This window comes from Alloyangia pacifica (genome assembly GCF_003111685.1).
GTDB lineage: Bacteria > Pseudomonadota > Alphaproteobacteria > Rhodobacterales > Rhodobacteraceae > Salipiger > Salipiger pacificus_A.
Window position 1 is genome coordinate 2,648,621 of record NZ_CP022189.1, and the last position, 25,666, is coordinate 2,674,286.

Consider the following 25,666-nt stretch of genomic DNA (forward strand, 5'->3'; position numbering starts at 1 on the left):
CAGGGCTCTGCTCGACGTCTGGCGCGCTTTGGTCGCTTCTGAACATTTCCGAAGCGCCGGAGCTTCGGGACGTCAGCCCGACAGGATCGCGTCCGGCAGGCCGATCAGCACCAATGGGCAAGGATTGCCGACGCCGCGGCGGACGCGCTCGTCGAGCTTAGACCAATGGGTGGTGGCAGTGCCGAACTTGTCGCCGACGAACTTGCGGGCAAATGCCTCGGGGAAGGACACGCCCCTGGCGACCTGCGCCTCGACCGCCGCGCGCTGCTTGGCGGTGCGGTCGCCAATGCCGAGCCTCTGCAGGTCTTCTTCCGATTGCAGCCCCTGCGCCTCGAGCCAACCGCGGATGCGCGGCAGCATGCGGTCCTGCAACGAGGACCCGCGCGTCACCACGATCCCCAGCGAGATCGCCGACTGTGCGTGCAGGCGCTGGAAGTTCTCGAGATCGCGGTCGAAGAACGGGTCCTTGTTGTTCCACTCGATCTCGAGCGCGAGCCGCCCCGCCCCGCCTCGGCGCACGTGGTCGATCTCGTGCGAGATCGCCTCGCGCTCGACACCGTCGACGATGGTCTGGACAAGGAAGTTGTGCTTGGCCCAGCCGCGGGCGGCGAGCGCGCGCCGCAGCCGCTGGGTCTGACCCGACTCGCCGCCGCCGCCGGCGATCAGCTCCGAAAGTTCGATGCTGAACTCGGAGAGCGTCTCGACCAGCTCGGCCGTCTCATCGGGGAAATCGACGCTCAGGATCGCCGCGGCATGGTTGCGCACTTCGACATCGAAGCCGCGGGATCTGAGCGTCTCTAGCACCGGAACTTCCCCTGCGGTCACTCTTGCGGGATGACCCGCAGGGAGAGCTCCATCAGCTGGTCTGAGGCAGGCACGGAGGGCGCCTGCATCATCAGGTCCTCGGCGCGCTGGTTCATCGGGAACATGATGACCTCGCGGATGTTCTGCTCGTCCGCCAGCAGCATCACGATCCGGTCGATGCCCGCCGCGCAGCCACCGTGCGGCGGGGCGCCGTAGTGGAAGGCCTGGAAGAGCGCGCCGAAGCGGTTCTTCACCTCTTCCTCGCCGTAGCCCGCCAGTTCGAAGGCCTTGAGCATGATCTCGGGCTTGTGGTTCCGGATCGCGCCCGACACCAGCTCGTAGCCGTTGCAGGCCAAGTCATACTGGTAGCCGCGCACGTCGAGCGGATCGCCCAGCAGCGCCTCCATGCCGCCCTGCGGCATCGAGAAGGGGTTGTGCTCGAAGTCGATCTCGCCGGTCTCGTCGTCCTTCTCGTAGATCGGGAAGTCGACGATCCAGGCAAAGGCGAAACGGTCCGTCTCAGTCAGGCCCAGCTCGGCACCGATCACGTCGCGCGCCTTGCCCGCCACGCGCTCGAAGCTCGAGGGCTTGCCGCCGAGGAAGAAGGCGGCGTCACCGACGTCGAGCCCAAGCTGCTGACGGATCGCCTCGGTGCGCTCCGGACCGATGTTCTTGGCGAGCGGGCCGGCGGCCTCGATGCCTTCGCCCTGGTCGCGCCAGAAGATGTAGCCCATTCCGGGCAGACCCTCTTTCTGGGCAAAGGCGTTCATCCGGTCGCAGAACTTGCGCGAGCCGCCGGTGGGCGCGGGGATGGCGCGGACCTCGGTACCCTCCTGCTCAAGCAGCTTGGCGAAGATCGCGAAGCCCGAGCCGCGGAAGTGCTCGGAGCAGTCCTGCATCTTGATCGGGTTGCGCAGGTCGGGCTTGTCGGTGCCGTACCACTTGGCCGCGTCGCGGTAGGAGATCTGCGGCCATTCGCCGGGCGCATCGACCTTCCGGCCACCGCCGAACTCTTCGAAGATGCCCGCGATCACCGGCGAGATGGTGTCGAAGACGTCCTGCTGCTCGACGAAGCTCATTTCCATGTCGAGCTGGTAGAAGTCGGTCGGCGAGCGGTCGGCGCGCGGATCTTCGTCGCGGAAGCAGGGCGCGATCTGGAAATACTTGTCGAAGCCCGAGACCATGATCAGCTGCTTGAACTGCTGGGGGGCCTGCGGCAGCGCGTAGAACTTGCCCGGGTGCAGGCGCGAGGGCACGAGGAAGTCGCGCGCGCCCTCGGGCGAGGAGGCGGTGATGATCGGCGTCTGGAATTCGCGGAAGCTCTTGTCCCACATCCGGCGGCGGATCGAGGCCACCACATCCGAGCGCAGGGTCATATTGCGCTGCATGCTCTCGCGGCGCAGATCGAGGTAGCGATAGCGCAGGCGGGTCTCTTCGGGGTATTCCTGCTCGCCGAAGACCATCAGCGGCAGCTCGTTCGACGCGCCAAGCACCTCGATGCCGCGCACGAAGACTTCGATCTCACCTGTCGGCAGCTTGGGGTTCACCAGCTCGGGGTCGCGGGCCTTCACCTCGCCGTCGATGCGGATGCACCACTCCGAGCGCACCTTTTCGACCTCCGCGAAGGCGGCGCTGTCGGGGTCGCACAGGACCTGCGTGATGCCGTAATGGTCGCGCAGGTCGATAAAGAGAATGCCGCCGTGATCGCGGATGCGGTTCACCCAGCCGGAGAGACGCACGGTCTCGCCGACATTGGCCTTGGTCAGATCTGCGCAGGTATGGCTGCGATAGGCATGCATGGCTCTTGCCCTTCGGAAACTGCTGGAAAGTTAGGCGCCGATACACCGCTAGAGCCGCGGGAAGTCAAGGGAGGCCCACGGTATTTGCCATATTTCGTTCATGTTGTAACGTCTGGGAACCTTTTTGCGATTCAGGGCGTTTTTACCCGTTTTTTGCACTTCACGCAGTTAAGGGGGGCCGGCATGTGGCAGACCTTACTCGAACGGATATTGAAAAGACTCATTGTCGAAGGGCGCTTGCGGGTCACCTGGCCTGACGGCACCTGTCGCGACTACGGACCCGGAGCCGGTCCGGAGGCCGAGGTCACGCTCACCGAGAGCAGCATCATCGGCGAGCTTTGCACGAACCCTGTGCTGGCGCTCGGCGAGGGGTACATGGACGGCAGAATCGACTGCCCGCCGCACCGGCTCTACGCTTTCGTCGCGCTGCTGGTGCGCAATCAGCAGTCGGGCAAGATGCCCAGCTGGTTCTCGGCCATGGACAGGATGCGCGTCGCGCTGCGCGGCATCGAGCAACGCAACAACCCGCTTCGCTCGCAGACCAACGTGCAGCACCATTACGACATCTCGGATGATCTTTACCGGCTCTTCCTGGACAAGGACATGCAGTATTCCTGCGCCTATTTCACCGATCCGGGCATTTCCCTCGAGGCCGCGCAGACGGCCAAGAAGGATCATATCGCGCACAAGCTGCTGCTCAAGCCCGGGATGAGGGTGCTCGACATCGGCTGCGGCTGGGGTGGCATGGCGCTGACACTGGCGCGCGACTACGGCGTGCATGTGACCGGGGTGACCCTTTCCGAGAACCAGCTCGCCACCGCCAGGCGCCGCGCCGAGGAAGCCGGGCTCGCCGACAAGACCGACTTCCGCCTGCTCGACTATCGCAAGATCGAGGACCGCTTCGATCGGGTGGTCTCGGTCGGGATGCTCGAACACGTGGGCTACCCGCATCTGCGCGAGTATTTCGCCAAGGTGCAGGAGGTGCTCGCGCTGGACGGCGTCGCGCTCATTCACACCATCGGGCACACCGCCCCGCCCGCGCCGACCTCGCCCTGGCTCGACAAATACATCTTCCCCGGCGGCTACGTTCCCAGCCTCTCGGAAGTGTCAGCCGCGGTCGAGAAGTCCGGCCTTTGGGCCACCGATGTCGAAGTGCTGCGTGGTCATTACGGGCCGACCCTGAACCATTGGCGCCGCCGCTTCGAGGCGGCGCTGCCGAAGGTCCGCGACCTGGGTTACGACGAGCGGTTCATCCGCATGTGGCGCCTGTACCTCGTGGTCTGCGAGGCGGCCTTCGAGGAAACCCGTCAGGGCGTTTTCCACGTGCAGCTGTCGCACAAGCAGTACGCCGTGCCGACCACCCGGGACTATCTCTACGCGGACCGTGAACAGGAAATGCTGCACGCCGCGCAATAGGGGCGCGCAGCCGAACGGCTCACCCACCCGGGCCTCCCCCTCGACCCGGCGCTTGCTGTTGAAATTCGGGCAAGACTCCGTGACCCTTGGGCAACGTAGCGTCACGCTCCGGCCACGCCGCTGTCACGTCGCTGTCGCCGCCATTTGCTTTGCAGAGGAAAACAAGGCGGATCTGGGGTTGCGTGGGCAAAGCTTCTGTCTATAACGCACGACAATTTGCGGGGAGCGGCGACTCCGTCGCGCGCTGCCCCCTGCCCGACCGCGACTGACATCACATGAAGGTGCCCCATGCCTAAAAGAACCGATATCAAATCCATCATGATCATCGGGGCGGGGCCCATCATCATCGGGCAAGCCTGCGAATTCGACTACTCCGGTGCCCAAGCCTGCAAGGCGCTCCGGGAAGAAGGCTACCGGGTCATCCTGGTCAACTCGAACCCGGCCACCATCATGACCGATCCCGAGCTCGCCGATGCCACCTACATCGAGCCGATCACGCCGGAAGTCGTTGCCAAGATCATCGAGAAGGAGCGCCCCGACGCGCTGCTGCCGACCATGGGCGGGCAAACCGGCCTCAACACCTCGCTGAAGCTCGAGGAAATGGGCGTGCTCGAGAAATTCGGTGTCGAGATGATCGGCGCCAAGCGCGACGCCATCGAGATGGCCGAGGACCGCGCCCTGTTCCGCGAGGCGATGGACCGCATCGGGCTCGAGAACCCGCGCGCCACGATCGTCACCGCGCCGAAGAAGGCGAACGGCAAGGCCGACCTCGACGCCGGCGTCGCCATCGCGCTTGAGGCGCTGGAAGACATCGGCCTGCCGGCGATCATCCGCCCCGCCTTCACCCTCGGCGGCACCGGCGGCGGCGTGGCCTACAACCGCGAAGACTATATGCATTATTGCCGCTCGGGCATGGATGCCTCGCCGGTGAACCAGATCCTCGTCGACGAGTCGCTGCTCGGTTGGAAAGAGTATGAAATGGAAGTCGTCCGCGACAAGGCGGACAACGCGATCATCGTCTGCGCCATCGAGAACGTCGATCCCATGGGCGTGCACACCGGCGACTCGATCACCGTGGCCCCGGCGCTGACCCTGACCGACAAGGAATACCAGATCATGCGCAACGGCTCGATCGCCGTGCTGCGCGAGATCGGTGTCGAGACCGGCGGCTCCAACGTGCAATGGGCGGTGAACCCCGACAACGGCCGCATGGTTGTCATCGAGATGAACCCGCGTGTGTCGCGCTCCTCGGCGCTGGCGTCCAAGGCCACCGGCTTCCCGATCGCCAAGATCGCCGCGAAGCTGGCCGTGGGCTATACGCTCGACGAGCTCGACAACGACATCACCAAGGTGACCCCGGCGTCGTTCGAGCCGACCATCGATTATGTCGTCACCAAGATCCCGAAATTCGCTTTCGAGAAGTTCCCTGGCTCCGAGCCGCATCTCACCACCGCGATGAAGTCGGTCGGCGAGGCGATGGCCATCGGCCGCACCATCCATGAGTCGCTGCAGAAAGCGCTGGCGTCGATGGAATCCGGCCTGACCGGCTTCGACGAGGTGGAAATCCCCGGCGCGCCTGAGAAATCGGCGGTCATCAAGGCCATCGGCCAGCAGACCCCGGACCGGATGCGCACCATCGCGCAGGCGATGCGCCACGGTCTGACCGATGACGAGATCCACGGCGTAACCATGTTCGACCCGTGGTTCCTTGCCCGCATTCGCGAGATCGTCGAGGCCGAGGAGCAGGTCCGCGAGAACGGCCTGCCGACCGACGCCGAGGGCCTGCGCGCGCTGAAGATCATGGGCTTCACCGACGCCCGCCTCGCCAAGCTGACCGGCTTTGCCGAGAAGGACGTGCGCAAGCGCCGCACCGACCTCGGCGTCGTCGCCAGCTTCAAGCGCATCGACACCTGCGCCGCCGAGTTCGAGGCGCAGACGCCCTACATGTACTCGACCTACGAGATGCCGATGATGGGCGAGGTCGAATGCGAGGCGCGTCCCTCGGACCGCAAGAAAGTGGTCATCCTCGGCGGCGGGCCCAACCGTATCGGTCAGGGCATCGAGTTCGACTACTGCTGCTGCCACGCCTGCTTTGCGCTGACCAAAGCCGGCTATGAGACCATCATGGTCAACTGCAACCCCGAGACCGTGTCGACCGACTACGACACCTCGGACCGCCTCTACTTCGAGCCGCTGACCTTCGAGCACGTGATGGAGATCCTGCGCGTCGAGCAGGACAACGGCACGCTGCACGGCGTCATCGTGCAGTTCGGCGGCCAGACCCCGCTGAAGCTGGCAAACGCGCTCGAGGCCGAGGGCATCCCGATCCTCGGCACCACGCCCGACGCGATCGACCTCGCCGAAGACCGCGAGCGTTTCCAGGCGCTGGTCAACCAGCTTGGCCTCAAGCAGCCGCGCAACGGCATCGCCTCGACCGACGCGCAGGCGCTGGCCATCGCCGACGAGATCGGCTTCCCGCTGGTGATCCGCCCCTCTTACGTGCTGGGCGGCCGGGCGATGGAGATCGTCCGCGACATGGCCCACCTCGAGCGCTACATCGCCGAGGCGGTCGTGGTCTCGGGCGACAGCCCGGTGCTGCTCGACAGCTACCTGTCGGGCGCGACCGAGCTTGACGTCGACGCGCTTTGCGACGGCACCGACGTGCACGTCGCGGGCATCATGCAGCACATCGAGGAAGCCGGCGTCCACTCGGGCGACTCCGCCTGCTCGCTGCCGCCCTTCTCGCTCTCGGACGAGATCATCGCCCAGATCAAGGAGCAGACCGTGGCGCTGGCCAAGGCGCTCAACGTGGTCGGCCTTATGAACGTGCAGTTCGCGATCAAGAAGAACGAGCAGGGCGAGGAGGAAATCTACCTCATAGAGGTGAACCCGCGTGCCTCGCGCACCGTGCCCTTCGTCGCCAAGGCCACCGACAGCGCGATCGCCTCGATCGCCGCGCGGATCATGGCGGGCGAGAAGCTCTCGGCCTTCCCGCTGCGCGCGCCCTACCCCGAGAACGCCGACTACGACACCGCGCTGCCGCTGGCGGATCCGATGACGCTGGCCGATCCGAACATGCCGTGGTTCTCGGTCAAGGAAGCCGTGCTGCCCTTCGCCCGCTTCCCGGGCGTCGACACGATCCTCGGGCCGGAAATGCGCTCGACCGGCGAAGTCATGGGCTGGGACCGCTCGTTCCCGCGTGCCTTCCTCAAGGCGCAGATGGGCGCGGGCACGCATTTGCCCGAAGAGGGCACGGTGTTCATCTCGATCCGCAACGAGGACAAGACCCCGCAGATGGTCGAGGCGGCGCAGATCCTGTCGGACCTAGGCTTCAAGATCCTCGCCACCGCCGGCACGGCCAAGTTCCTCGAAGAGGCTGGCATCACCTGCGAGGTGGTCAAGAAGGTCTACGAAGGCCGTCCGAACGTCGTCGACCTGCTGAAGGACGGCGGCGTGCAGCTGGTGCTGAACACCACCGAGGGCGCGGCGTCGATCTCGGACAGCAGCGCCATCCGCTCGGTCGCGCTCTACGACAAGATCCCCTATTTCACCACCGCCGCCGGCGCCCATGCCGCCGCGCAGGCGATGCAGGCGCGCGAAGAGGGCGACCTGGTCGTCAAGCCGCTGCAGGCCTAAGCCTTCGGGATCAGAGACAGGAAAGGGGCGGGAAATTTTCCCGCCCCTTTTTGTCCCACGGTAGCCGGGTGAGCGCCTGCCCGTGGGCTGGCGCTGCAACGCCCGAGTTTCGCGCTTTATGCCAGCCAGATCCGGACGACATGGGAGCGTTGCGCGACGATGACAGAGCGCCAGCCCGTGGGGACGGGCAGGCGCTCGCCCGGCGGCTTCGCCTTGAGTCCGGACGGGCTCACACCCCCAGATACCGCTCCGCCACCTCGCCCTTCACCTCGGCGAACACCCCGTCCCAGACGGAGCGCCCGCGCTCGAGGATCACCGCGCGGTCAGCGACCTGCGCCAGTTCCGACAGCGCCTTGTCGACCACCAGGATCGACAGACCGCTCTCGCGCTTCAGCACCCTCAGCGCGTCCCAGATCTCTTGCCGCACCAGTGGGGCGAGCCCTTCGGTCGCCTCGTCCAGCACCAAGAGCCGCGGGTTGGTCATCAAGGCCCGGCCGATGGCCAGCATCTGCTGCTCACCCCCCGAGAGCGTGCCCGACACCTGCGTGCGGCGCTCCGCCAGCCGGGGGAACAGCGCCTCGACCCGCGCCTGATCCCACGGACCCGGGCGGGCGGCGGCGATAAGGTTCTCGGTCACCGTAAGATCGCGGAAGCACCGGCGTCCCTCGGGCACCAACCCGACCCCCAGCCGCGCCACCCTGTGCGAGGGAAGCTTGCCGATGTCCTGCCCGGCAAAGCGCCGGACACCCCCGGCCGCCATCATCCCGCTGAGGCAGCGGACAGTGGTGCTCTTGCCCATGCCATTGCGGCCCATGAGCGCCAGAACCTCGCCCTCGGCAATTTCCAGAGAGACGCCGAAAAGCGCTTGGGACGCGCCGTAGGAGGCGGTCAGATCGTGCAGTTCCAGAAGGCTCATTCGGCATCTCCAAGGTAGGCGTCGCGCACCTCCGGGCTGCGCCGAATCTCCTCTACCGTACCGGTGGCGATGATCCGCCCGTAGACGAGCACCGAGATCCGGTCGGCCAGCGCGAAGACGGCGTCCATATCGTGTTCGATGAGCAGGATCGGCGCCTCGGTCCGCAGCCTGTCGAGGATGCCGGTGAGCTGCTGTGAGCCCTCACCGCCGAGACCGGCCATCGGCTCGTCCATCAGGAAGGCCCTCGGCTGCAGCGTCAGCGCCACCGCGACCTCGAGCTGGCGGCGCTGGCCGTGGCTCAGCTCGCTCACCACGGTGGCGGCGTGGTCCGCCAATCCCATGCGGTCCAGCGCGGCCATGGCCCGGTCGCGCAATTCCGCGCGCTTCAGCGCAGGCCGAAAGAAGCGATATGGCGACGCGGTCGCCCCGAGCGCGCCCAGCACCGCGTTCTGCAGTAGCGTGTCCTCCATCGCCAGCGCCGAGACCTGGAAGGTCCGCGCCAGACCCATGCGGGCGCGGGCCATGGTGCTGAGGCCGGTGACATCCTTGCCGAGGAAATGCACGGTGCCTTCGTCCGGCGCGATATTGCCCGAAAGCTGCTTGATCATCGTCGACTTTCCGGCGCCGTTGGGACCGATCACCGCGTGGATCTCGCCGGGGCGCAGGTCGAGCGTGATGCCGTCCGAAGCGCGCAGCGCGCCGTAGGTCTTCACCAACCCGCGGGTTTCGAGAATGGCGTCAGTCATGGGCCTTCTCCCGTCCCGCAATCAGCCCGACCAGGCCGCCGCGTGCAAAGAGCACTACGGCGAGCAGCAGAACCCCGAGCCATATGTGCCAGTATTCCGACATGTCGCCGAGCCAATGCTCGAGCATCACGAAGACCGCTGCCCCGACCACCGGGCCGAACAGCCGTCCGACGCCGCCGAGGATGATGAAGACCATGATCTCTCCCGAGGTCTGCCAGCTGAACATCGTCGGGCTGACGAAGCGGTTGAGATCGGCGAAGAGCGCGCCCGCAAGGCCGGTGATCGCGCCCGAGATGACGAAGCCCACCAGCCGCAGCCGCTTGGGGTCGAGCCCCACAGCCTGCACCCGGTCCGGGCTCTGCCGCGCTGCGCCGAGCGCCAGCCCGAAGGGGCTGCACGCCAGCAGATGCGCGCCCAGCAGCACGAGGCAGAGCACCGCGTAGCACAGGCCAAAAAACTGGATCGGGTCGAGCGTGTTGAGCCCCGGGAAGCCGTTGCGCACGTAGATCGACATGCCGTCCTCGCCGCCGTAGCGGCTCCAGGAGATCGAAAAGAAGTAGAACATCTGCCCGAAGGCGAGCGTGATCATGATGAAGTAGACGCCCGAGGTCCGCAGCGCCAGCAGCCCGATCAGCAACGCGACCAGCGCCGAGGCCAGCACCGCCACCAGCCAAATGACCGGCATCGAGGTCGAGCCCTCGAAGAGGAAAGGCCATTCAAACATCGGCTCGTAGTTCTGCACATGGCTGGCGAGGATCCCCATGGCGTAACCGCCGATGCCGAAGAAGGTGGCGTGGCCGAGGCTCACCAACCCGCCGAGGCCAAGCGCGATGTTCAGCCCCACGGCGGCCAGCGCAAGGATCGCGGCCCGGGTCGCAAGCGTGATGGTGAAGGGCTCGCCCATCAGATGCGCGGCCAGCGGCACGAGGCCAAGCGCCAGCAGCACCACCGCCCCCAGAAGACGTTCGCGGCTCATGATTTCGCTCCGAATAGTCCGGTCGGCTTCCAGACGAGCACGGCCGCCATCAGCACATAGATCGCCATCGACGCCAGCGCCGCGCCGGTCTGGGTGGCGGCGGCAGGGTCCATGAAGAGGCTGAAGAGTTGCGGCAGGAAGATGCCGCCGAGCGTGTCGGTGAGGCCCACGAGCAGCGCGCCGACCAGCGCCCCCTCGATCGAGCCGATGCCGCCGATGACGATCACCACGAAGGCAAGGATCAGCACCGGCTCGCCCATGCCCACCTGCACCGACTGGATGGCCCCAACGAGCGCGCCGGCCAGCCCTGCCAGCGCCGCGCCGAGTGCGAAGACCAGCGTGTAGAGCCGGGCGATGTCGACGCCGAGCGCGGCAATCATCTCGCGGTCGTTCTCGCCAGCGCGGATGCGGATGCCGAGCCGCGTGCGGGCGATCAGCCAGAACAGCAGCGCAGCCACGACAAGGCCCATGCCGATGATGAAGAGCCGGTAGAGCGGATACTGGATGCCCCCCGGCAGGGTGACCGGCCCCGAGAGCGCCTCGGGGATGTCGAGATAGAGGGGAAAGGAGCCGAAGATCCAGCGCGTGCCTTCCGAGAAGATCAGGATCAGCGCGAAAGTGGCCAGCACCTGGTCGAGGTGATCGCGGTCGTAGAGCCTGCGGATCACCAGCCGCTCGACAAGCGCGCCCGCGGCAGCGGCAGCGGCCAGCGCCGCGACCAGTGCCAGCAGGAAGGAGCCGGTTGCGGCGGCAGTGGCGGCCGCAGCAAAGGCGCCGACCATGTAGAGCGAGCCGTGGGCGAGGTTGATCAGCCCCATGACGCCGAAGATCAGCGTCAGCCCGGCGGCCATGAGGAACAGCATCACGCCCGATTGCAGGCCGTTGAGGACCTGCTCGGCGATGAGGATGGGGGTCATTCTGTGGTCCGTCTCAATTCAGCAGCGGGGCATCGCCCGCGTTGCCCGACCCTCGGGCCGGGATGGAACGCGGCCCTCCAAGCATCTGCTCGGAGGGCCGCACCCGTCTGAATTACATCTTGCACTCGTCCTCGTAGGCGTGGCCACGATCCTCGATCGCCGTGCCGACGATCTTGTTGGTGAGGATGTCGCCTTCCTTGATCACCTCGCGGACGTAGATGTCCTGGATCGGGTGATGGCTGGCCGAAAACTCGAAGTCACCGCGGACCGAGGCGAAATCGGCCTCTTCCAGCGCAGCGCGGAAGGCGTCCTTGTCACCGATGTCGGCCTTGTCCATCGCCGAGAGCAGCAGCAGCGCGGTGTCGTAGCCCTGCGCCGAGTAGAGCGAGGGCAGGCGGTCGTACTTGGCGAGATAGGCCTCGACGAAATGGGCGTTGGACTCGTTCTCGAGGTCCTTGTTCCACTGCGAGGTGTTCTTCACGCCGAGCGCCGCATCGCCCACCGCCTGCAGGATGTTCTGGTCGAAGGAGAAGGCCGGACCCACCAGCGGGAGGTCGACGCCGCTGTCGGCATATTGCTTGAGGAAGGAGATCCCCATGCCGCCGGGCAGGAAGAAGAAGACGCTGTCGGCGCCCGAAGCGCGGATTTGCGCGATTTCGGCGGCGTAATCGGTCTGGCCGAGCTTGGTGTAGATCTCGCCGGCCAGTTCGCCCTCGAAGAAGCGCTTGAAGCCATTGAGCGAGTCCTTCCCGGCCGGATAGTTCGGCGCAAGGATGAAGGTGTTCTTGAAGTCGGCGCTGGTGGCATAGGCGCCCGCCGCCTCATGCAGGTTGTCATTCTGGTAGGAGACCGAGAAATAGTTGGGGTTGCAGCCCTTGCCGGCCAGCTGCGCCGGGGCGGCGTTGGTCGACAGGTAGAACAGCCCCTGCGCGGTCGCAGAGGGGACCACCGCCATGGCGAGGTTCGACCAGACGATGCCGGTCAGCAGGTCGACCTTGTCGGATTGGATCATCCGGTCGGCGATCTGCACGGCGACGTCGGGCTTCTGCTGGTCGTCCTCGACCACCACCTCGAGATCGTCGCGGCCTGCCTCTTCGACGGCCAGCATGAAGCCGTCGCGGGTGTCGATGCCGAGCCCGGCGCCGCCGCCCGAGAGCGTGGTGATGAGTCCGACCTTGACCTCGGCCGTGGCTGCGGAGGCGCAGGCGATGAGCGCCGCGGAGGCGAGAAGTTGTTTGAGCATGAATAACTCCCTGGTTTTCTTCGGGACCGCCTCTTGCGTGCGGTCCGCCGTTTTTTGTGAGCATCAGTCTTCGCCAGACGCACGTCAAATACAATGCAAGAAAAGCCGCTCTGCGGTCTCGCATGATCTTTTCTCGCTGTCGCGAGGTCATCTGCTTGCCAGCAAACCGACGATGCGGGAAGACTTTAAACATGAAAGAGTCCAGACCCGAGATGCAGAGCCCGCCGAGGCTGCGTCTGCGCATTCTCTTCGGCACCGACGCGATGCTCGGCCCCGGCAAGGCCGACCTGCTGGAGCAGATCCGCGAGACCGGCTCCATCGCCGCGGCGGGCCGCGCCATGGCGATGAGCTACAAGCGCGCCTGGAGCCTCGTCGAAGAGATGAACCACGCCTTCCGCGCACCACTGGTCGACAGCAGCCGTGGCGGCGCCAGGGGCGGCGGCGCGCATCTCACCGAGACAGGCGAGGAAGTTCTGGCCAACTATCGCGCCCTCGAGGAGACCATCGCCGAGGCCGGGGCAGACCGGATCGAGACCCTGCGCGGCCTGCTGCGCGACGCGCCCGTGTCGCCCCCCGATATTCCCGAGGAGAAATAACGCTTGCCCGGGTGGAGCCTGATTGCGATATGTTTCGAAGAACATATCACTTTCCAAGGCTTTTCTCCCATGCCGTTTCCCCGCCTCCTCCGCCCGGCGCTGGCCGCTGCCCTGCTGGCCGCCTTGCCCCTGGCAGCAAAGGCCGAGGAGGTGGTCGTCTTTGCCGCCGCCAGCCTGAAAACCGCCATGGACGAGATCGCCCCCGCCTTCGAGGCGAAAACGGGCCACGAGGTCACCGTCTCGCTCGCCGGCTCCTCGGCGCTGGCGCGGCAGATCCAACAAGGCGCGCCCGCCGGGATCTTCATCTCGGCCAATGAGGAATGGATGGACACTCTGGATGCGGATGGGCTGCTCGAGCCCGGCAGCCGAAGTGACCTGCTGCGCAATTCCATCGTGCTGATCGCCCATGGCGCCGATGCCGCCCCTGTCGCGATCAGCCCCGCGCTCGATCTGCCCGGGCTGCTGGGCGACGGGCGCCTTGCCATGGCGCTGGTCGACGCGGTGCCCGCCGGAATCTATGGCAAGGCGGCGCTCCAGAGCCTCGGCCTCTGGGACACGGCCCTGCCGCGGGTGGCGCAGGCGGACAATGTACGCGCCGCGCTGGCGTTGGTCTCGACCGGCGAGGCGCCGCTCGGCATCGTCTACGCCACCGATGCCGCCGCCGACAAAAACGTCTCGGTGATCGGCACCTTCCCCGAAGACAGCCATCCGCCCATCGTCTACCCCGTGGCTGAACTGGCCGGGCGGAACGGCGCCGCCGAGACCGCCTTCCTGGCCTACCTGCACGGCCCCGAGGCCCGCGCCGCCTTCGAGGCGCAGGGCTTCGAGGTCGTCTCCCAGCCCGGCACCGGCGGCTGAGGCATGGACTGGCTCGGCCCCGAGGAATGGCAGGCGGTGCGGCTCTCGCTGCGGGTCTCCTTCTGGGCCACGCTTTTCGCCCTGCCCCCGGCGCTGCTGGCGGCCTATGCGCTGGCGCGCTGGCGCTTTCCAGGCAAGCAGTTGCTCAACGGGCTGGTGCACCTGCCGCTGATCCTGCCGCCGGTGGTCACCGGCTACCTGCTGCTGCTGACCTTCGGCACCCGCGGCCCCGTCGGCTCGGTGTTGCAGCAGATCGGCCTTGTCTTCGCCTTCCGCTGGACCGGGGCGGCGCTGGCTGCGGGGATCATGGCCTTCCCCTTGCTTGTCCGCGCCATGCGCCTGTCGCTCGAATCCGTCGATCCAAAACTTGAACAGGCCGCCGCCACGCTCGGCGCGTCGCGGCTCTGGGTCTTTGTCACGGTGACCTTGCCGCTCATTCTGCCCGGCATCATCGCCGGGGCGGTGCTCGGCTTTGCCAAGGCGATGGGCGAATTCGGCGCCACGATCACCTTCGTGTCGAACATCCCGGGCCAGACCCAGACCCTGCCCTCGGCGATCTACGCCTTCCTGCAGGTGCCCGGCGGAGAAAGCGCCGCGCTGCGGCTGGTGGCGGTGTCTGTCGCGGTCGCCATGTCGGCGCTGCTGCTCTCGGAATGGCTGGCGCGGCGGGCGCAGCGGCGGGTGTCGGGCACATGACGCTTTCGGTCGACCTGCGCCATCGGTTCGCTGGCTTCGCGCTCGACGCGCGCTTCGAGGCTCCCAAGGGGATCACGGTGCTTTTCGGGCGATCGGGCTCGGGCAAGACCACCATCGTCAACGCCGTGGCCGGGCTGCTGCGCCCCGATGCAGGACGGATCGCGGCGGATGATCTGGTGCTTTTCGACACGGCCCGGGGCCTCTGGTTGCCGCCGCACCGGCGCCGCATCGGCTATATCTTCCAAGAGGGGCGACTCTTTCCGCACCTGTCGGTGCGCCAGAACCTGCACTACGGAGCGTGGTTCTCGCCGAACCGCGCGACGCCTGAGGACTTTGACCGGGTGGTCGCGATGCTGGGCATCGGCGCGCTGCTCGCGCGCCGCCCCGGCGCGCTTTCGGGAGGAGAAAAACAGCGCGTCGCCATCGGCCGCGCGCTGCTCTCCTCGCCCCAAATGATTCTTGCCGACGAACCCCTGGCGGCGCTCGACGAAGCCCGCAAATCCGAGATCCTCCCATACTTCGAGCGGCTGCGTGACGAGGCGAAGATCCCCATCCTCTTCGTCAGCCACTCCGCCGCCGAGGTCGCGCGGCTCGCCACGACCGTGGTCGTTCTGGAGGGCGGATGTGTCACCCGTCAGGGTCCGGCGGTCGAGGTTCTGGCCGATCCCGCTGTCACCCCGCTCGGCGCGCGGGCGGCAGGCGCGGTGCTGAGCGCGCGCGTGGCGCGGCACCATGACGACGGGCTGACCGAGCTCGACGCGGGCGGCGCCGCGCTCTTTATCCCGCGGCTCGCGGCGGCGCCGGGCACCCCTGTACGGGTGCGCATCGCCGCGCATGAGGTGATCCTCTCGCGGCAGCGTCCCGAGGGGCTCTCGGCACTGAACATCATCAGCGGCAAGGTGCAGGAAATCCGCGCCGGTGATGGTCCGGGGATGCTGGTCTCGCTGGACACCGCGGCGGGCAGGGTGCTGGCGCGCATCACCCGCCGGTCAGCCCAAGCGCTGGAGCTCGCCCCGGGCACCCCGTGCCACGCAGTGATGAAGACTGTTGCCGTCGCGCCCGAGGATATCGGCGGGCAAGGCCGGGACGCGAGGAAGTGATTGCGGGAAAGCCGGGCGCCCCCTACGCTCCCCCTACGTAAAGTACGGGTATCGTACCATGGTTCTGCGCGTTGCACCCTTGGCGGACAGAGAATCTGATCTTCCGCCGGTCCGAAAGCTCTTCGTCACCCTGCGCGACGGCATTTCGCGCAACCGGATGCCACCCGGCACGGTGATGGCGCTCTCCGACATCGCCGAAGAGCGGGGCATCTCCTTCGAAACCGTTTACGCGGCCCTGCTTTTGCTCATTGAAGAAGGCCTTGTAGAGCGTTGCGCGGAAGGTCGGGCGCGGGTGCTTCCGATCTCGGAGACGTGCCTGCGCAACACGGTCTTTCTCCGCGAGCAGGCCGAGGCCGAGATTGTCCGGCGCGTCACCCACAGCGCCGACACCGATTTCCTGAACGATCTGCGCGAGCAAATCCTGCGCCAGAAGCTTGTCGGCATGCGTGGCCCGGGCAATCTGCTGCGGCTCGACGACCGGTTCCACCGTACGCTGGCCGAACGCGCGGGGCTGGGATCTCTCTGGCCCTGGCTCGAGGCATGGAAACTCTGCAGCGACCGCCCGCGCTTCACCGTCGAGGGCAGCCTCTCGGCGCCTGACATGATTTGCCAGCACAGCGGCATCGTCGACCGGATCATCATGCGCGACGCCGAAGGCGCGGCCGCGGCGACCCGCTATCATGTGACCGGCGTGCTGCGGCAGCTTCCGGACTACCGCCGGTCCCACCCCGAGCTGTTCCGCGACTGAGCTTGGGTCAGCCCTGCGGCGTCATCCCCGGACGCGCCTTGAACCGCTTCAGCCCGAGCGCGCGCTCGCGCAGGATGATGGCGATGCCCGAGGAAATGACGATCGCCGAGCCCACGAGCATCAGCACCGTCGGCACCTCGTCGAAGACCAGGTAGCCGATGAGGATCGCGAAGAGGATCGAGGCATAGTCAAAGGGCGCCAGGAGCGCCGCCTCCGCGCCCTTGTAGGCCGAGGTCAGCAGGATTTGCGCCACGCCGCCGATCAGCCCCGAGCTGACCAGCAAGGCCAGGGTGCCGGGCCCAGGCATCACCCAGCCAAAGGGCAGGGTCAGCAGCGACAAGACCGTGGTGGTCAGCGAGAAATAGAAGACGATGGCCGAGGTCGCCTCGGTCTGCACCATGCGGCGGATATGGATCTGCACCAGCGCCCGCAGCACCGCCGAGGTCAGCACGAAGCCGATGCCCCAGAGCACCGCCGGGCTCACCTCCGAGACGGTGAGCATCGGCAGCATGATCACCAACACGCCCAGAAGGCCGATGAACACCGCCGAGATGCGGAACAGCCCAACCTTCTCGCCCAGCAGCAGCGCCGCGAAGATCACCGTCAGAGGTGGCGCGGCATAGTCGAGCGCGGTGACCTCGGGCAGCGGCAGAAGCCCCAGCGCGGCAAAGCTGAAGGCCATGGCCCCGCCGCCGATGATGCCGCGCAGGAAATGCGCCATCGGACTGGCGACTTTCAGCCCAGTCTTCAACTTGCCCGTCCAGACCAGCCAGCCAAAGATCACCGGGATCGCGAAGAACGAGCGGAAGAACACCGCCTGACCAGTCGGCACCTCGTCGGAGACGGCCTTGATCATGGCGGACATGAAGACGAAGAGCACCACGGAGGTGAGTTTCAGCGCAATGCCGCGCAAGGGGGACATGATGACCTCGGGCGACGCGCCGAAAGAGAAAAATCTCGGGCACACTGGCGCTTGGCCGCGGCAAGGTCAACTGGCCGCGGGGCCCTCTGCCTCGGTGCAGTGGCGGCGGAAGGCGCGCTTGAGCATGTCGAGTTCGGCACGGAGCAGCGACATCTCGACCCGGATGTCCTCGGCCATGGCCTCGCCCGCGATCAGGGTGAAGCTCTCCAGCAGCGCACCGCTCGCCGCCTCGGTGATCAAGAAGGTCCGCACCCCGTCGCCAACCGCCTCGAGCGGAACCTGTACCTCCAGCGCCCATTGCCCGCGCCTGCCCATCTCGGACAGGGTGACCCCGCGCAACGGTGCCGCGTCGAGCGTGACGCTGATCTCGGGCTGACTCCCGGGCGGGCCCGACAGCAGCCCATGCCAGACGCCTTCGCGGAAGCGGGTCTTGGTCAGTCTGTAGTCGCTCATCTGTCTCTCCGGCTCAGAGCGGCGCCCGCGGGCGACGGCTGAAGGTCAGGTCCCGCAGGATCACCTCGTTCATCTCCGGCCCCTCGAAGATCAGGTCGAGCCACGCGCCGTCGACCCGTTTCTCGTTGAGCCGGGTATAGGCGAGGTCGAACTCGACGGTGATCTCCTCGGCGGTCAGCGGCAGCTCGCGGAGGATCTGCTCGGTGTTCGGCCCGTGGCGGATGTTGAGCCGGGCGAAGATCTCGAGCGGCCTTTCCATCTCGACGATGGTCTGAATCCGGATCAGGTGGCGGCGGCTCAAGCCGGCGCGGGCCTCGGCGGGCAGGTCGACAGCCAGCGACAGATAGGAGCCGCTGAAGCGGAAGACGTCGAGCCGCAGCCCGTAGGGGGCGGCGTCGCCTTCGCGCAGGTTGCGGATCTGGCGCAGCGTGATCTCGGAGCGCGGGCAGTCGTGAAAGAGCTTCGCCTCGGCGCCGACCTGGGCCTTTTGGGGCACAGAGGCGATGCCCGGCAGCGGCATTGGCCCGCTCCAGAGTTCGGGGCGCCACGCCCAGTCCGCATCGGCCGGATGCGGAAAGGCCTGGTTGCCGATCAGCGGCAGCGCCAGCCGCTCTTCGGCCACGTGCAGAAGGTCGTCGAGACGGGCGCGCAGGCGGCGCGCGGCGCTTCGCTGGTTGCGCAGGTCGGACAAGGCCATGCTGGGCGCCTCGGCCGCCAGCCGCGACCAGCGCCGCAGCGATGCCGCCTGCAGCGTCTGCCGCATCCATCCGCCGCCCCATTGCCTTGCCATGCGTCCCCGGTCCTTCGCCCATCCGCCGTCGCGTGCTGTTTCGCGCGGTGTCCGGTTCTTATGGCAAATCCCGAAGATCGAATAAACGGGCCCGCGATCGGTGGCGCGGTCAGCGTTGCACCGCCGCCTCGGGGCTGAGCCGGGTGATGCGCGCCCGCACTGCCTGCAGCATGGCCGCGCCATCGCGCCCGGCCAGCGTGCCGTCCTTCGGCGCGTAGAGCGCCATTAGCACCAGCCGGCCGTTCAGCCGGAACGCGCCGCGCCAATGGCGCGGATCACCCTCGGGCAGCACCCGGTTGCCGCCCGCCGCCAGATGCACCAGCGACAGCCCGTCGACCACGCCGCCCCCGGCGATCACCCGCTGCCCTGCCTCCGCGGCCATGGTTTCGGGGGAGGGAAGCGCCGCCGCGCCCTCCACCGGGCCGACCGTCACCGTCAGCATCATCGGATCGACGAAGCCACCGCTCTCGCCGCTGCTGAGGATCTGGCAGGAGGCCAGCACCGCGAAGCCCCGGCCGGCGCGGCGTTCGAGCGTCACCGGATCGATGCAATAGCCACCGGGACCGCCGACGACCACCGCGCCCTCCTCGAGCGCGGCCTGCTGCAGTGGGGGACCGCCCGTCGTGGCCTCGCAGGAGGCCAGGGCGACAAGCGCCAGGAGCGCGATGCCGCGCAGGGTGCGGCCATTTCCGAGGATCGTCATCATGCGAATGGGTTAGCGAAGCCCCCGATATCGCACAAGCAACAAAGCTGAAGGCGCCCCGTGATGGTCACGGAGCCGCGCATTGACAGCCGGGCGCAAGCGCCTGACCATCGGCGCAAAAGGATCCCCCATGCACCCCGAGAGAGCCGATGCCCCCGCCCTTCCGCAGCGCCCTCGCGCGCGGGGCCCGCGATGAGATATGCCCCCTTCGCCATGCTGACCGGGCCTGCCCGGCGGCCGCAGCTCTGGCGGCTGGCGGTTGGCATTGGATTGGTGCTGGCAGTGACCTTCTTGATCGGGCAACTGCTCTTCGGCCTGGTGCTGATGCTGGCACCGCAGGGCAGCAGCGCCGCGCTGGCCGAGGCGATCCACCGCGCCGACGCGCCGCTCGGGATGCTGATCCTTCTGGTCTCCATGGGCGCACTGGGGATCGGTGCCGCGACCGCGGCGCGCGTCGTGCACGACCGAGACCCGCGGACCCTTTTCGGCCCCCTGCCGCTGGCGCTCTCACAGTTCCGGCGCACCGCGGGGGCGGCTGGCCTTGCCGCCCTGCTCGGCGGGGCGCTGATGGTCTGGGCCACCGACGGCACGCCACAGGCCGGACTCACCCCGCTGCGTTGGCTCGCGCTGCTGCCGCTCACCCTTCCCGCGATCCTGATCCAGACCACCAGCGAGGAACTCCTGTTCCGCGGCTACCTGCAAAGCCAGCTTGCCGCGCGGCTGCCGCAGCCCTGGGTCTGGCTGACCGTGCCGTCGGTGCTCTTTGCTCTGGGGCATTACGCCCCCGGCACCTATGGAAGCGCCGCAACCAGCGTGGCGATCTGGGCCTTTCTCTTCGGCCTCGCAGCGGCCGATCTGACCGCCCGATCGGGCACGCTCGGCCCCGCCATCGCGCTGCATTTCGTGAACAATATCGTGGCGCTGGCGCTCATCGCGCCGCAGGGAGACATGTCTGGGCTGGCGCTGATGGTCTGGCCCTTTGGACCGTCGGACACCGAGGCACTGCTGCGCATGCTGCCGATGGATCTGGTGACGCTGCTGATCAGCTGGCTCGCGGCGCGCCTCGCCTTGCGGCGCTGAGGATGCTCCGGCCCGGCGTCCTGCGCGGCACTGCCGCGCAGGCCGCGATTGCATTTCCCCTGCCTCTTGCTTAAGTCAGCGCCAACACAAAATCGCTGAACGCCGCACGGAACGCTCGGAACACAAGGGCAGCACCGCATGAACTGGATTACCAACTACGTCCGTCCCCGGATCAACTCGATCTTCTCGCGCCGCGAGGTGCCAGAGAACCTGTGGACCAAATGCGACTCCTGCGGGACGATGCTCTTTCACCGCGAAGTTGCGGACAACCTCGGGGTCTGCACCAGCTGCGCCCACCACATGAACATCACGCCGCGCGCCCGGTTCACCGCGCTCTTCGACGGCGGTGTGTTCAACGAGATCGCCGTGCCCGAGCCGATCAGCGACCCGCTGCAGTTTCGCGACCAGAAGAAATACCCCGACCGGATGAAGGCGGCGCAGAAATCCACCGGCGAGCGCGAGGCCATGCTGGTCGCCGCCGGCGAGATCAACCGCACCCCCGTGGTCGCCTGCGCGCAGGACTTCTCGTTCATGGCGGGTTCCATGGGCATGTATGTCGGCAACGCGATCGTCGCCGCCGCCGAAGAGGCGGTGAAGCTGAAGCGCCCGCTGATCCTCTTCTCCGCCGCCGGGGGCGCGCGCATGCAGGAAGGGATCCTCTCGCTGATGCAGATGCCGCGCACCACGGTCGCGGTGCAGATGCTGCGCGAGGCGGGTCTGCCCTACATCGTCGTTCTGACCCATCCGACCACCGGCGGGGTCACGGCCTCCTACGCGATGCTGGGCGACGTTCAGATCGCCGAGCCGGGCGCGCTGATCTGCTTCGCCGGTCCGCGCGTCATCGAGCAGACCATCCGCGAAAAGCTGCCCGAGGGCTTCCAGCGCGCCGAGTACCTGCTCGAACACGGTATGCTTGACCGGGTGACCGACCGCCGCGAACTGAAGGGCGAGCTGACCACCATCCTGCGCATGCTGCTGGGGATGCCGCCCGCGGTGACCGGTGACCTGCCTGCGCCGGATGCCGAGACCGAGCCGGCCGATGCCGTCGCCGAAGCCCAGCCCGCGAAGAAGACATCCGCCAAGTGACCAGCGTGACCAGCGCGCCCCGCACCGCCGGATCGGACGTCATCCTCGAGAGGATGATGTCCTTGCATCCCAAGATCATCGACCTGACCCTTGACCGGGTCTGGCGGCTGCTGGAGGCGCTGGATCATCCCGAACGCGCCCTGCCGCCGGTGATCCATCTTGCCGGAACCAATGGCAAGGGCTCGACCCAGGCGATGATCCGCGCCGGCCTCGAGGCGGACGGCAAGCGCGTCCACGCCTATATCTCACCCCATCTCGTCCGGTTCCACGAACGCGTCCGCCTTGCCGGAGAGCTGATCTCGGAAGTCGCGCTGAGCGCAGTGCTCGACGAGTGCTGGGAGAAGAACGGCGGCGCGCAGATCACCTATTTCGAGATCACCACCTGCGCCGCGCTGCTGGCTTACGCCCGCACGCCCGCCGACTACACGCTTCTGGAAACCGGCCTCGGCGGCCGGCTCGACGCGACCAACGTGGTCGAGCAGCCCGCGCTGACCATCCTCACGCCGATCTCGATGGACCACCAGCAGTACCTTGGCGAGACCCTGGCCGAGATCGCCGGCGAGAAGGCCGGTATCCTGAAGCGCGGAGTGCCCTGCGTAGTCGGCCCGCAGCCCGACGCGGCGATGGCGGTGATCGAGGCCCGCGCCGCCCAACTCGGCGTTCCGCTCCTGGCCCATGGCCAGCAGTGGCACGTCTGGGAAGAGCGCGGCCGCATGGTCTATCAGGACGAGACCGGTCTGCTTGATCTGCCGCTGCCGAACCTGCCGGGCAAGCACCAGCTTTACAACGCCGGTGCGGCGCTGGCCGCGCTGCGCCATCTCGGCATGGACGAGCCCGCCTGCGAAGCGGCCGTGACCGCCGCCGACTGGCCCGCCCGCATGCAGCGCCTGACCCGCGGCCCGCTGATCTCGGCGGCGCCACTCGCCGAGCTCTGGCTCGATGGCGGCCACAACCCCGCGGCCGGCGAGGCGCTGGCCGAGCACATTGGCCGGATGCCGCGCCGCCCGACGCATCTGATCTGCGGCATGCTGAACACGAAGGACGTCGGCGGCTACCTGCGTCCGCTCGCTGGCGTCGCCGACAGCCTGACCTCGGTCTCGATCCCCGACGCCCCGGCGACTCTGGAGGCAGAGGAGACCGCACGCATCGCCCGCGCCTCCGGCCTTCGCGCCCATGCCGCTGCCGACGTCGCCGGTGCACTGGCCGCGATCACCGCCGAGGAGCCCCGCGCCCGGGTGCTGATCTGCGGCTCGCTCTACCTTGCGGGCACGGTCCTGCGCGAAAACGGCTGACTTTCAGGCCACCCCAAGGGCACCAAGGCTGGTGGCAGAAAAAAAGTGGACTCTTAGGGTTCGTTTAACCAACTATATCTTGACGGATCACGCGAACGTCACCTAGGCTTTGAGGTGTAAGGTTTTGCTTCTCTGCAATCTGCGCGGCGAAGCACATCGGGGACAGACAGAGCTACGGGGCGGTGCCAGTCAAGACGGCACCCGAGGGACAGACCGGCCGCACGCAATTCTTGTGTGGCCTCCGCTGCCGAACTCTCTGCGATGCCCACGGCCCCTAGGGGTCGAAGTGAATTTCTATCGCAGGCAGAAGACTTTAAACAAAAATCGAGCAGTTTGAAGGGTCCCTCGGGACCCTTCCTTTTTGCGCTCGCGGCACGACATGGTGCCGCCCAGACCGCGCTACGGCCGGGTCTTCAGATCGGCTTGCCCCACTCCGCGTCCTGCATCTCGCGCAGGCGGCTGGCGGTACGCTCGAACTCGAAGGCCCCCGCGCCCTCGATATAGAGGCTCTCGGGCTCGTCCACCGCGCTGGCGATCAGCTTCACCTTCGCTTCGTAGAGCGCATCCACGAGCGTCACGAAGCGCTTTGCCTCGTTGAAATTGCCCCGGCCCAGCCGCGGAATGTTCTCGATCACCAGCACGCGCACCGCGTCGGCCAGCGCGAGGTAATCCGCCGGCCCCAGCGGCTGACCGCAGAGGTCATAGAAGGAGGCGCGCGCCACGCCGTTCCAGTAGCGCGGCAGTTCGACCTTGCGGGTCTTGATGTGCAGCGTCAGCACTTCCTCGTGGCCGTGGGTGAGCTCCTGCCAGATGTGGTCGATCTGCGCCCGCGTCTCGGGGGTGACCGGACAGAAGTAGACCTGTGCCCCCTTGAGACGGTCCTGCCGGTGGTCCTTTTCCGAGACCAGCTCGCGCACTTCGAGCCGCTCCTTGATCAGCTTGATGAAGGGCAGGAAGAGTTGGCGATTGAGCCCGTCCTTGTAGAGATCGTCCGGCACCCGGTTCGAGGTTGTGACCACCACGGTGCCCGCCTCGAACAGCTGCTCGAAGAGCCGCCCCACGAGCATGGCATCGGCGATGTCGGTGATCTGCATCTCGTCGAAGGCCAGCACCTTCACCGCGTCCGAGACCTTCTTGGCCATCGGCACCACCGGGTCCGACACGCCCTCGCCACGCAGCCGGTGCAGTTCCGACTGCATCTCCTGCATGAAGGCATGGAAGTGCACCCGGCGCACCGGCACGTGCAGGCTCTCGACGAACATGTCCATCAGCATGGACTTGCCGCGCCCCACCCCGCCCCAGATGTAGAGCCCCTTGGGCGGCTCGGGGGCCTTTCGGAAGAAGCCCTTCTTCGCCGGCTTGGCAAGCTCGGCACGGATGCGCTCGAAATGCGGCAGCGCCTCTTCCTGCGCGGGATCGCGCAGCAACAGGCCCTCGGCCACCTTCTCGTCGTAAAGGTCCATCAGCGTGGTCATATATGCGCCATAGCGCGACGCGCGGAGATTGTGTAGAGCCTGCCGAAGGGTGCTTCCGCTTCACCGCCGCAATCATTCCGATCCGTGATGCCTTGCATCAACATCCGGCAATTGACGCGGCGTTCAGATGCCGTAAAGCTGCCGCGTCGCAGCAGGAGCCCGCAATGAGCCGCACCCCTCTTTTCACGCCCGTCCTCGTGGTGGGCTGCCTGATCATCCTGATCTCCTTCGCGATCCGCGCCAGCTTCGGCGTGTTCCAGATCCCGATCGCCACCGAGTTCAACTGGCCGCGCGCCGAGTTCAGCCTCGCCATCGCCATCCAGAACCTCGCCTGGGGGATCGGGCAGCCGATCTTCGGCGCGATGGCCGAGAAGATCGGCGATCGAAAGGCGATCATCCTCGGCGCGGTCATCTACGCCGCGGGCCTGGTGCTCTCGAGCTTTGCCGTCAGCCCGCTGCAGCACCAGATGTACGAGGTTCTCGTGGGCTTCGGCGTCGCGGGCACCGGCTTTGGCGTGATCCTCGCCGTGGTGGGACGGGCGTCGTCGGACGAGAACCGCTCGATGAGCCTGGCCATCGCCACCGCCGCGGGCAGCGCCGGGCAGATCTTCGGCGCGCCGCTGGCCGAGTGGATGCTGGGCATGATGCCCTGGCAGCAGGTCTTCCTGGTGTTCACCGTGGCGATCCTTGCGGTGCTGCTTTTCCTGCCGCTGATGCGCGCCCCCGCCGCCAGCAAGGCGGAACTCGAAGAGAGCATGGGCACCATCCTCGGCCGGGCCTTCCGCGATCCGTCCTTCGCACTGATCTTCCTCGGCTTCTTCTCCTGCGGCTACCAGCTGGCCTTTGTCACCGCGCATTTCCCGGCCTTCGTGACCGAGCTCTGCAGCCCGATTGCCGCCGGCAGCGTGCTGCACAACCTCGGCGTGACCACCACCTCGGCGCTCGGCGCAGTGTCCATCGCGGTCATCGGTGTCGCGAACGTCGGCGGCACGTTGCTGGCCGGCTGGGCCGGCAAGCGCTGGCCGCGCAAGTACCTGCTGGCCATGATCTATCTTCTCCGGACCATCGCCGCGGGCCTGTTCATCATGCTGCCGATCACCCCGGTCAGCGTGCTCGTCTTCTCGGTGGTCATGGGCTCGCTCTGGCTTGCCACCGTGCCGCTGACCTCGGGGCTCGTCGCGCATCTCTACGGGCTACGCTACATGGGCACGCTCTATGGGATCGTCTTCTTCAGCCACCAGCTCGGCGGCTTCCTCGGCGTCTGGCTCGGCGGTCGGATGTACGACATCTACGGCGACTACACGCTGGTGTGGTGGATCGGCGTTGGCGTCGGCGCACTGAGCGCCATCGTGCACCTGCCGGTGCGCGAGACGCCCCGCCTGGCAGCCACCCAGCCGGTCTGAGACCGGCCGGG

The 25,666-nt window shown here is 67.1% G+C and carries 23 protein-coding genes; 11 read left to right on the plus strand and 12 right to left on the minus strand.

Annotated elements, in window-relative coordinates:
* Positions 1-72: 72 nt before the first annotated feature.
* Positions 73-804, minus strand: a complete 732-nt coding sequence (locus CEW88_RS12840) for a BglII/BstYI family type II restriction endonuclease (RefSeq protein ID WP_108967352.1) — start codon at positions 802-804, stop codon at positions 73-75.
* A gap of 17 nt (positions 805-821) precedes the next feature.
* Positions 822-2,603, minus strand: a complete 1,782-nt coding sequence (gene aspS / locus CEW88_RS12845; protein ID WP_108967353.1) for an aspartate--tRNA ligase — start codon at positions 2,601-2,603, stop codon at positions 822-824.
* A gap of 183 nt (positions 2,604-2,786) precedes the next feature.
* On the opposite strand from aspS, the gene CEW88_RS12850 reads away from it, so the two are divergent.
* On the plus strand, positions 2,787-4,019 hold the full coding sequence (locus CEW88_RS12850) for an SAM-dependent methyltransferase (protein WP_108967355.1): 1,233 nt from the start codon (positions 2,787-2,789) through the stop codon (positions 4,017-4,019).
* A gap of 288 nt (positions 4,020-4,307) precedes the next feature.
* A complete protein-coding gene (gene carB / locus CEW88_RS12855; RefSeq protein ID WP_108967357.1) occupies positions 4,308-7,655 on the plus strand; it encodes a carbamoyl-phosphate synthase large subunit in 3,348 nt (1,115 codons plus the stop codon).
* Between the two features lie 229 nt (positions 7,656-7,884).
* Here the strand turns inward: carB and CEW88_RS12860 are convergent, their stop codons facing one another.
* From CEW88_RS12860 to CEW88_RS12880, 5 genes are all read right to left on the minus strand, one after another.
* Entirely contained in the window at positions 7,885-8,571 is a 687-nt protein-coding gene (locus CEW88_RS12860) for an ABC transporter ATP-binding protein (protein ID WP_108967358.1), read from the minus strand.
* On the minus strand, positions 8,568-9,317 hold the full coding sequence (locus tag CEW88_RS12865) for an ABC transporter ATP-binding protein (protein WP_108967360.1): 750 nt from the start codon (positions 9,315-9,317) through the stop codon (positions 8,568-8,570). Before CEW88_RS12865 ends, CEW88_RS12860 begins: the two co-directional genes overlap by 4 nt.
* A complete protein-coding gene (locus tag CEW88_RS12870; RefSeq protein WP_108967362.1) occupies positions 9,310-10,293 on the minus strand; it encodes a branched-chain amino acid ABC transporter permease in 984 nt (327 codons plus the stop codon). Before CEW88_RS12870 ends, CEW88_RS12865 begins: the two co-directional genes overlap by 8 nt.
* Positions 10,290-11,210 (minus strand): branched-chain amino acid ABC transporter permease, encoded by a 921-nt coding sequence (locus CEW88_RS12875; protein ID WP_108967364.1) that lies wholly within the window; start codon positions 11,208-11,210, stop codon positions 10,290-10,292. Before CEW88_RS12875 ends, CEW88_RS12870 begins: the two co-directional genes overlap by 4 nt.
* 112 nt (positions 11,211-11,322) lie before the next feature.
* On the minus strand, positions 11,323-12,453 hold the full coding sequence (locus CEW88_RS12880) for an ABC transporter substrate-binding protein (RefSeq protein ID WP_108967366.1): 1,131 nt from the start codon (positions 12,451-12,453) through the stop codon (positions 11,323-11,325).
* 191 nt (positions 12,454-12,644) lie between these two features.
* Here CEW88_RS12880 and CEW88_RS12885 point away from each other — a divergent pair, with 191 nt between their 5' ends.
* The 5 genes from CEW88_RS12885 to CEW88_RS12905 all read left to right on the plus strand — a co-directional run bounded on the left by CEW88_RS12885 (position 12,645) and on the right by CEW88_RS12905 (position 16,451).
* Positions 12,645-13,049: a winged helix-turn-helix domain-containing protein gene (locus CEW88_RS12885; RefSeq protein WP_254694406.1), complete on the plus strand. Its 405-nt coding sequence runs from the start codon at positions 12,645-12,647 to the stop codon at positions 13,047-13,049.
* Positions 13,050-13,118: 69 nt separating this feature from the next.
* Positions 13,119-13,907 (plus strand): molybdate ABC transporter substrate-binding protein, encoded by a 789-nt coding sequence (gene modA, locus CEW88_RS12890; RefSeq protein WP_108967368.1) that lies wholly within the window; start codon positions 13,119-13,121, stop codon positions 13,905-13,907.
* Positions 13,908-13,910: 3 nt separating this feature from the next.
* The gene (gene modB / locus CEW88_RS12895) at positions 13,911-14,603 is read left to right on the plus strand and encodes a molybdate ABC transporter permease subunit (RefSeq protein WP_108967370.1); all 693 of its coding nucleotides are present in this window, start codon (positions 13,911-13,913) and stop codon (positions 14,601-14,603) included.
* Positions 14,600-15,703 (plus strand): molybdenum ABC transporter ATP-binding protein, encoded by a 1,104-nt coding sequence (modC, locus tag CEW88_RS12900; protein ID WP_108967829.1) that lies wholly within the window; start codon positions 14,600-14,602, stop codon positions 15,701-15,703. Before modB ends, modC begins: the two co-directional genes overlap by 4 nt.
* A 79-nt stretch (positions 15,704-15,782) precedes the next feature.
* The gene (locus tag CEW88_RS12905; RefSeq protein ID WP_159099601.1) at positions 15,783-16,451 is read left to right on the plus strand and encodes a GntR family transcriptional regulator; all 669 of its coding nucleotides are present in this window, start codon (positions 15,783-15,785) and stop codon (positions 16,449-16,451) included.
* A 7-nt stretch (positions 16,452-16,458) separates the two neighbouring features.
* Here the strand turns inward: CEW88_RS12905 and CEW88_RS12910 are convergent, their stop codons facing one another.
* The 4 genes from CEW88_RS12910 to CEW88_RS12925 all read right to left on the minus strand — a co-directional run bounded on the left by CEW88_RS12910 (position 16,459) and on the right by CEW88_RS12925 (position 19,322).
* Positions 16,459-17,373 carry a DMT family transporter gene (locus CEW88_RS12910; protein WP_108967373.1) on the minus strand — a complete coding sequence of 305 codons (915 nt, stop codon included), beginning with the start codon at positions 17,371-17,373 and terminating at the stop codon, positions 16,459-16,461.
* A 66-nt stretch (positions 17,374-17,439) separates the two neighbouring features.
* Positions 17,440-17,826, minus strand: a complete 387-nt coding sequence (locus CEW88_RS12915) for a hypothetical protein (RefSeq protein WP_108967375.1) — start codon at positions 17,824-17,826, stop codon at positions 17,440-17,442.
* A 13-nt stretch (positions 17,827-17,839) separates the two neighbouring features.
* Complete coding sequence (locus CEW88_RS12920) at positions 17,840-18,616, minus strand: DUF6478 family protein (RefSeq protein ID WP_108967377.1); 777 nt, start codon at positions 18,614-18,616, stop codon at positions 17,840-17,842.
* Positions 18,617-18,725: 109 nt separating this feature from the next.
* A complete protein-coding gene (locus CEW88_RS12925; protein WP_254694407.1) occupies positions 18,726-19,322 on the minus strand; it encodes a dihydroxy-acid dehydratase in 597 nt (198 codons plus the stop codon).
* Positions 19,323-19,511: 189 nt separating this feature from the next.
* Here CEW88_RS12925 and CEW88_RS12930 point away from each other — a divergent pair, with 189 nt between their 5' ends.
* The 3 genes from CEW88_RS12930 (at position 19,512) to CEW88_RS12940 (ending at position 22,777) form a co-directional block, all read left to right on the plus strand.
* Complete coding sequence (locus tag CEW88_RS12930) at positions 19,512-20,399, plus strand: CPBP family intramembrane glutamic endopeptidase (RefSeq protein WP_108967379.1); 888 nt, start codon at positions 19,512-19,514, stop codon at positions 20,397-20,399.
* A 138-nt stretch (positions 20,400-20,537) separates the two neighbouring features.
* Entirely contained in the window at positions 20,538-21,485 is a 948-nt protein-coding gene (gene accD, locus CEW88_RS12935) for an acetyl-CoA carboxylase, carboxyltransferase subunit beta (RefSeq protein WP_108967381.1), read from the plus strand.
* A gap of 53 nt (positions 21,486-21,538) precedes the next feature.
* On the plus strand, positions 21,539-22,777 hold the full coding sequence (locus CEW88_RS12940) for a bifunctional folylpolyglutamate synthase/dihydrofolate synthase (protein WP_108967833.1): 1,239 nt from the start codon (positions 21,539-21,541) through the stop codon (positions 22,775-22,777).
* A gap of 413 nt (positions 22,778-23,190) precedes the next feature.
* Here CEW88_RS12940 and zapE read toward each other — a convergent pair whose 3' ends face one another.
* On the minus strand, positions 23,191-24,252 hold the full coding sequence (zapE, locus tag CEW88_RS12945; protein ID WP_108967383.1) for a cell division protein ZapE: 1,062 nt from the start codon (positions 24,250-24,252) through the stop codon (positions 23,191-23,193).
* A 164-nt stretch (positions 24,253-24,416) separates the two neighbouring features.
* Between zapE and CEW88_RS12950 the strand changes: the two genes are divergently transcribed.
* Positions 24,417-25,655: an MFS transporter gene (locus tag CEW88_RS12950; protein ID WP_108967384.1), complete on the plus strand. Its 1,239-nt coding sequence runs from the start codon at positions 24,417-24,419 to the stop codon at positions 25,653-25,655.
* Positions 25,656-25,666: the final 11 nt, after the last annotated feature.

Coding starts and splice junctions, on each gene's coding strand:
- aspS (WP_108967353.1), bottom strand. CDS start 2,603: ATGCATGCCTATCGCAGCCATACCTGCGCAGATCTGACCAAGGCCAAT.
- CEW88_RS12850 (WP_108967355.1), top strand. CDS start 2,787: ATGTGGCAGACCTTACTCGAACGGATATTGAAAAGACTCATTGTCGAA.
- carB (WP_108967357.1), top strand. CDS start 4,308: ATGCCTAAAAGAACCGATATCAAATCCATCATGATCATCGGGGCGGGG.
- CEW88_RS12860 (WP_108967358.1), bottom strand. CDS start 8,571: ATGAGCCTTCTGGAACTGCACGATCTGACCGCCTCCTACGGCGCGTCC.
- CEW88_RS12865 (WP_108967360.1), bottom strand. CDS start 9,317: ATGACTGACGCCATTCTCGAAACCCGCGGGTTGGTGAAGACCTACGGC.
- CEW88_RS12870 (WP_108967362.1), bottom strand. CDS start 10,293: ATGAGCCGCGAACGTCTTCTGGGGGCGGTGGTGCTGCTGGCGCTTGGC.
- CEW88_RS12875 (WP_108967364.1), bottom strand. CDS start 11,210: ATGACCCCCATCCTCATCGCCGAGCAGGTCCTCAACGGCCTGCAATCG.
- CEW88_RS12880 (WP_108967366.1), bottom strand. CDS start 12,453: ATGCTCAAACAACTTCTCGCCTCCGCGGCGCTCATCGCCTGCGCCTCC.
- CEW88_RS12885 (WP_254694406.1), top strand. CDS start 12,645: ATGAAAGAGTCCAGACCCGAGATGCAGAGCCCGCCGAGGCTGCGTCTG.
- modA (WP_108967368.1), top strand. CDS start 13,119: ATGCCGTTTCCCCGCCTCCTCCGCCCGGCGCTGGCCGCTGCCCTGCTG.
- modB (WP_108967370.1), top strand. CDS start 13,911: ATGGACTGGCTCGGCCCCGAGGAATGGCAGGCGGTGCGGCTCTCGCTG.
- modC (WP_108967829.1), top strand. CDS start 14,600: ATGACGCTTTCGGTCGACCTGCGCCATCGGTTCGCTGGCTTCGCGCTC.
- CEW88_RS12910 (WP_108967373.1), bottom strand. CDS start 17,373: ATGTCCCCCTTGCGCGGCATTGCGCTGAAACTCACCTCCGTGGTGCTC.
- CEW88_RS12915 (WP_108967375.1), bottom strand. CDS start 17,826: ATGAGCGACTACAGACTGACCAAGACCCGCTTCCGCGAAGGCGTCTGG.
- CEW88_RS12920 (WP_108967377.1), bottom strand. CDS start 18,616: ATGGCAAGGCAATGGGGCGGCGGATGGATGCGGCAGACGCTGCAGGCG.
- CEW88_RS12925 (WP_254694407.1), bottom strand. CDS start 19,322: ATGATGACGATCCTCGGAAATGGCCGCACCCTGCGCGGCATCGCGCTC.
- CEW88_RS12930 (WP_108967379.1), top strand. CDS start 19,512: ATGAGATATGCCCCCTTCGCCATGCTGACCGGGCCTGCCCGGCGGCCG.
- accD (WP_108967381.1), top strand. CDS start 20,538: ATGAACTGGATTACCAACTACGTCCGTCCCCGGATCAACTCGATCTTC.
- CEW88_RS12940 (WP_108967833.1), top strand. CDS start 21,539: ATGATGTCCTTGCATCCCAAGATCATCGACCTGACCCTTGACCGGGTC.
- zapE (WP_108967383.1), bottom strand. CDS start 24,252: ATGACCACGCTGATGGACCTTTACGACGAGAAGGTGGCCGAGGGCCTG.
- CEW88_RS12950 (WP_108967384.1), top strand. CDS start 24,417: ATGAGCCGCACCCCTCTTTTCACGCCCGTCCTCGTGGTGGGCTGCCTG.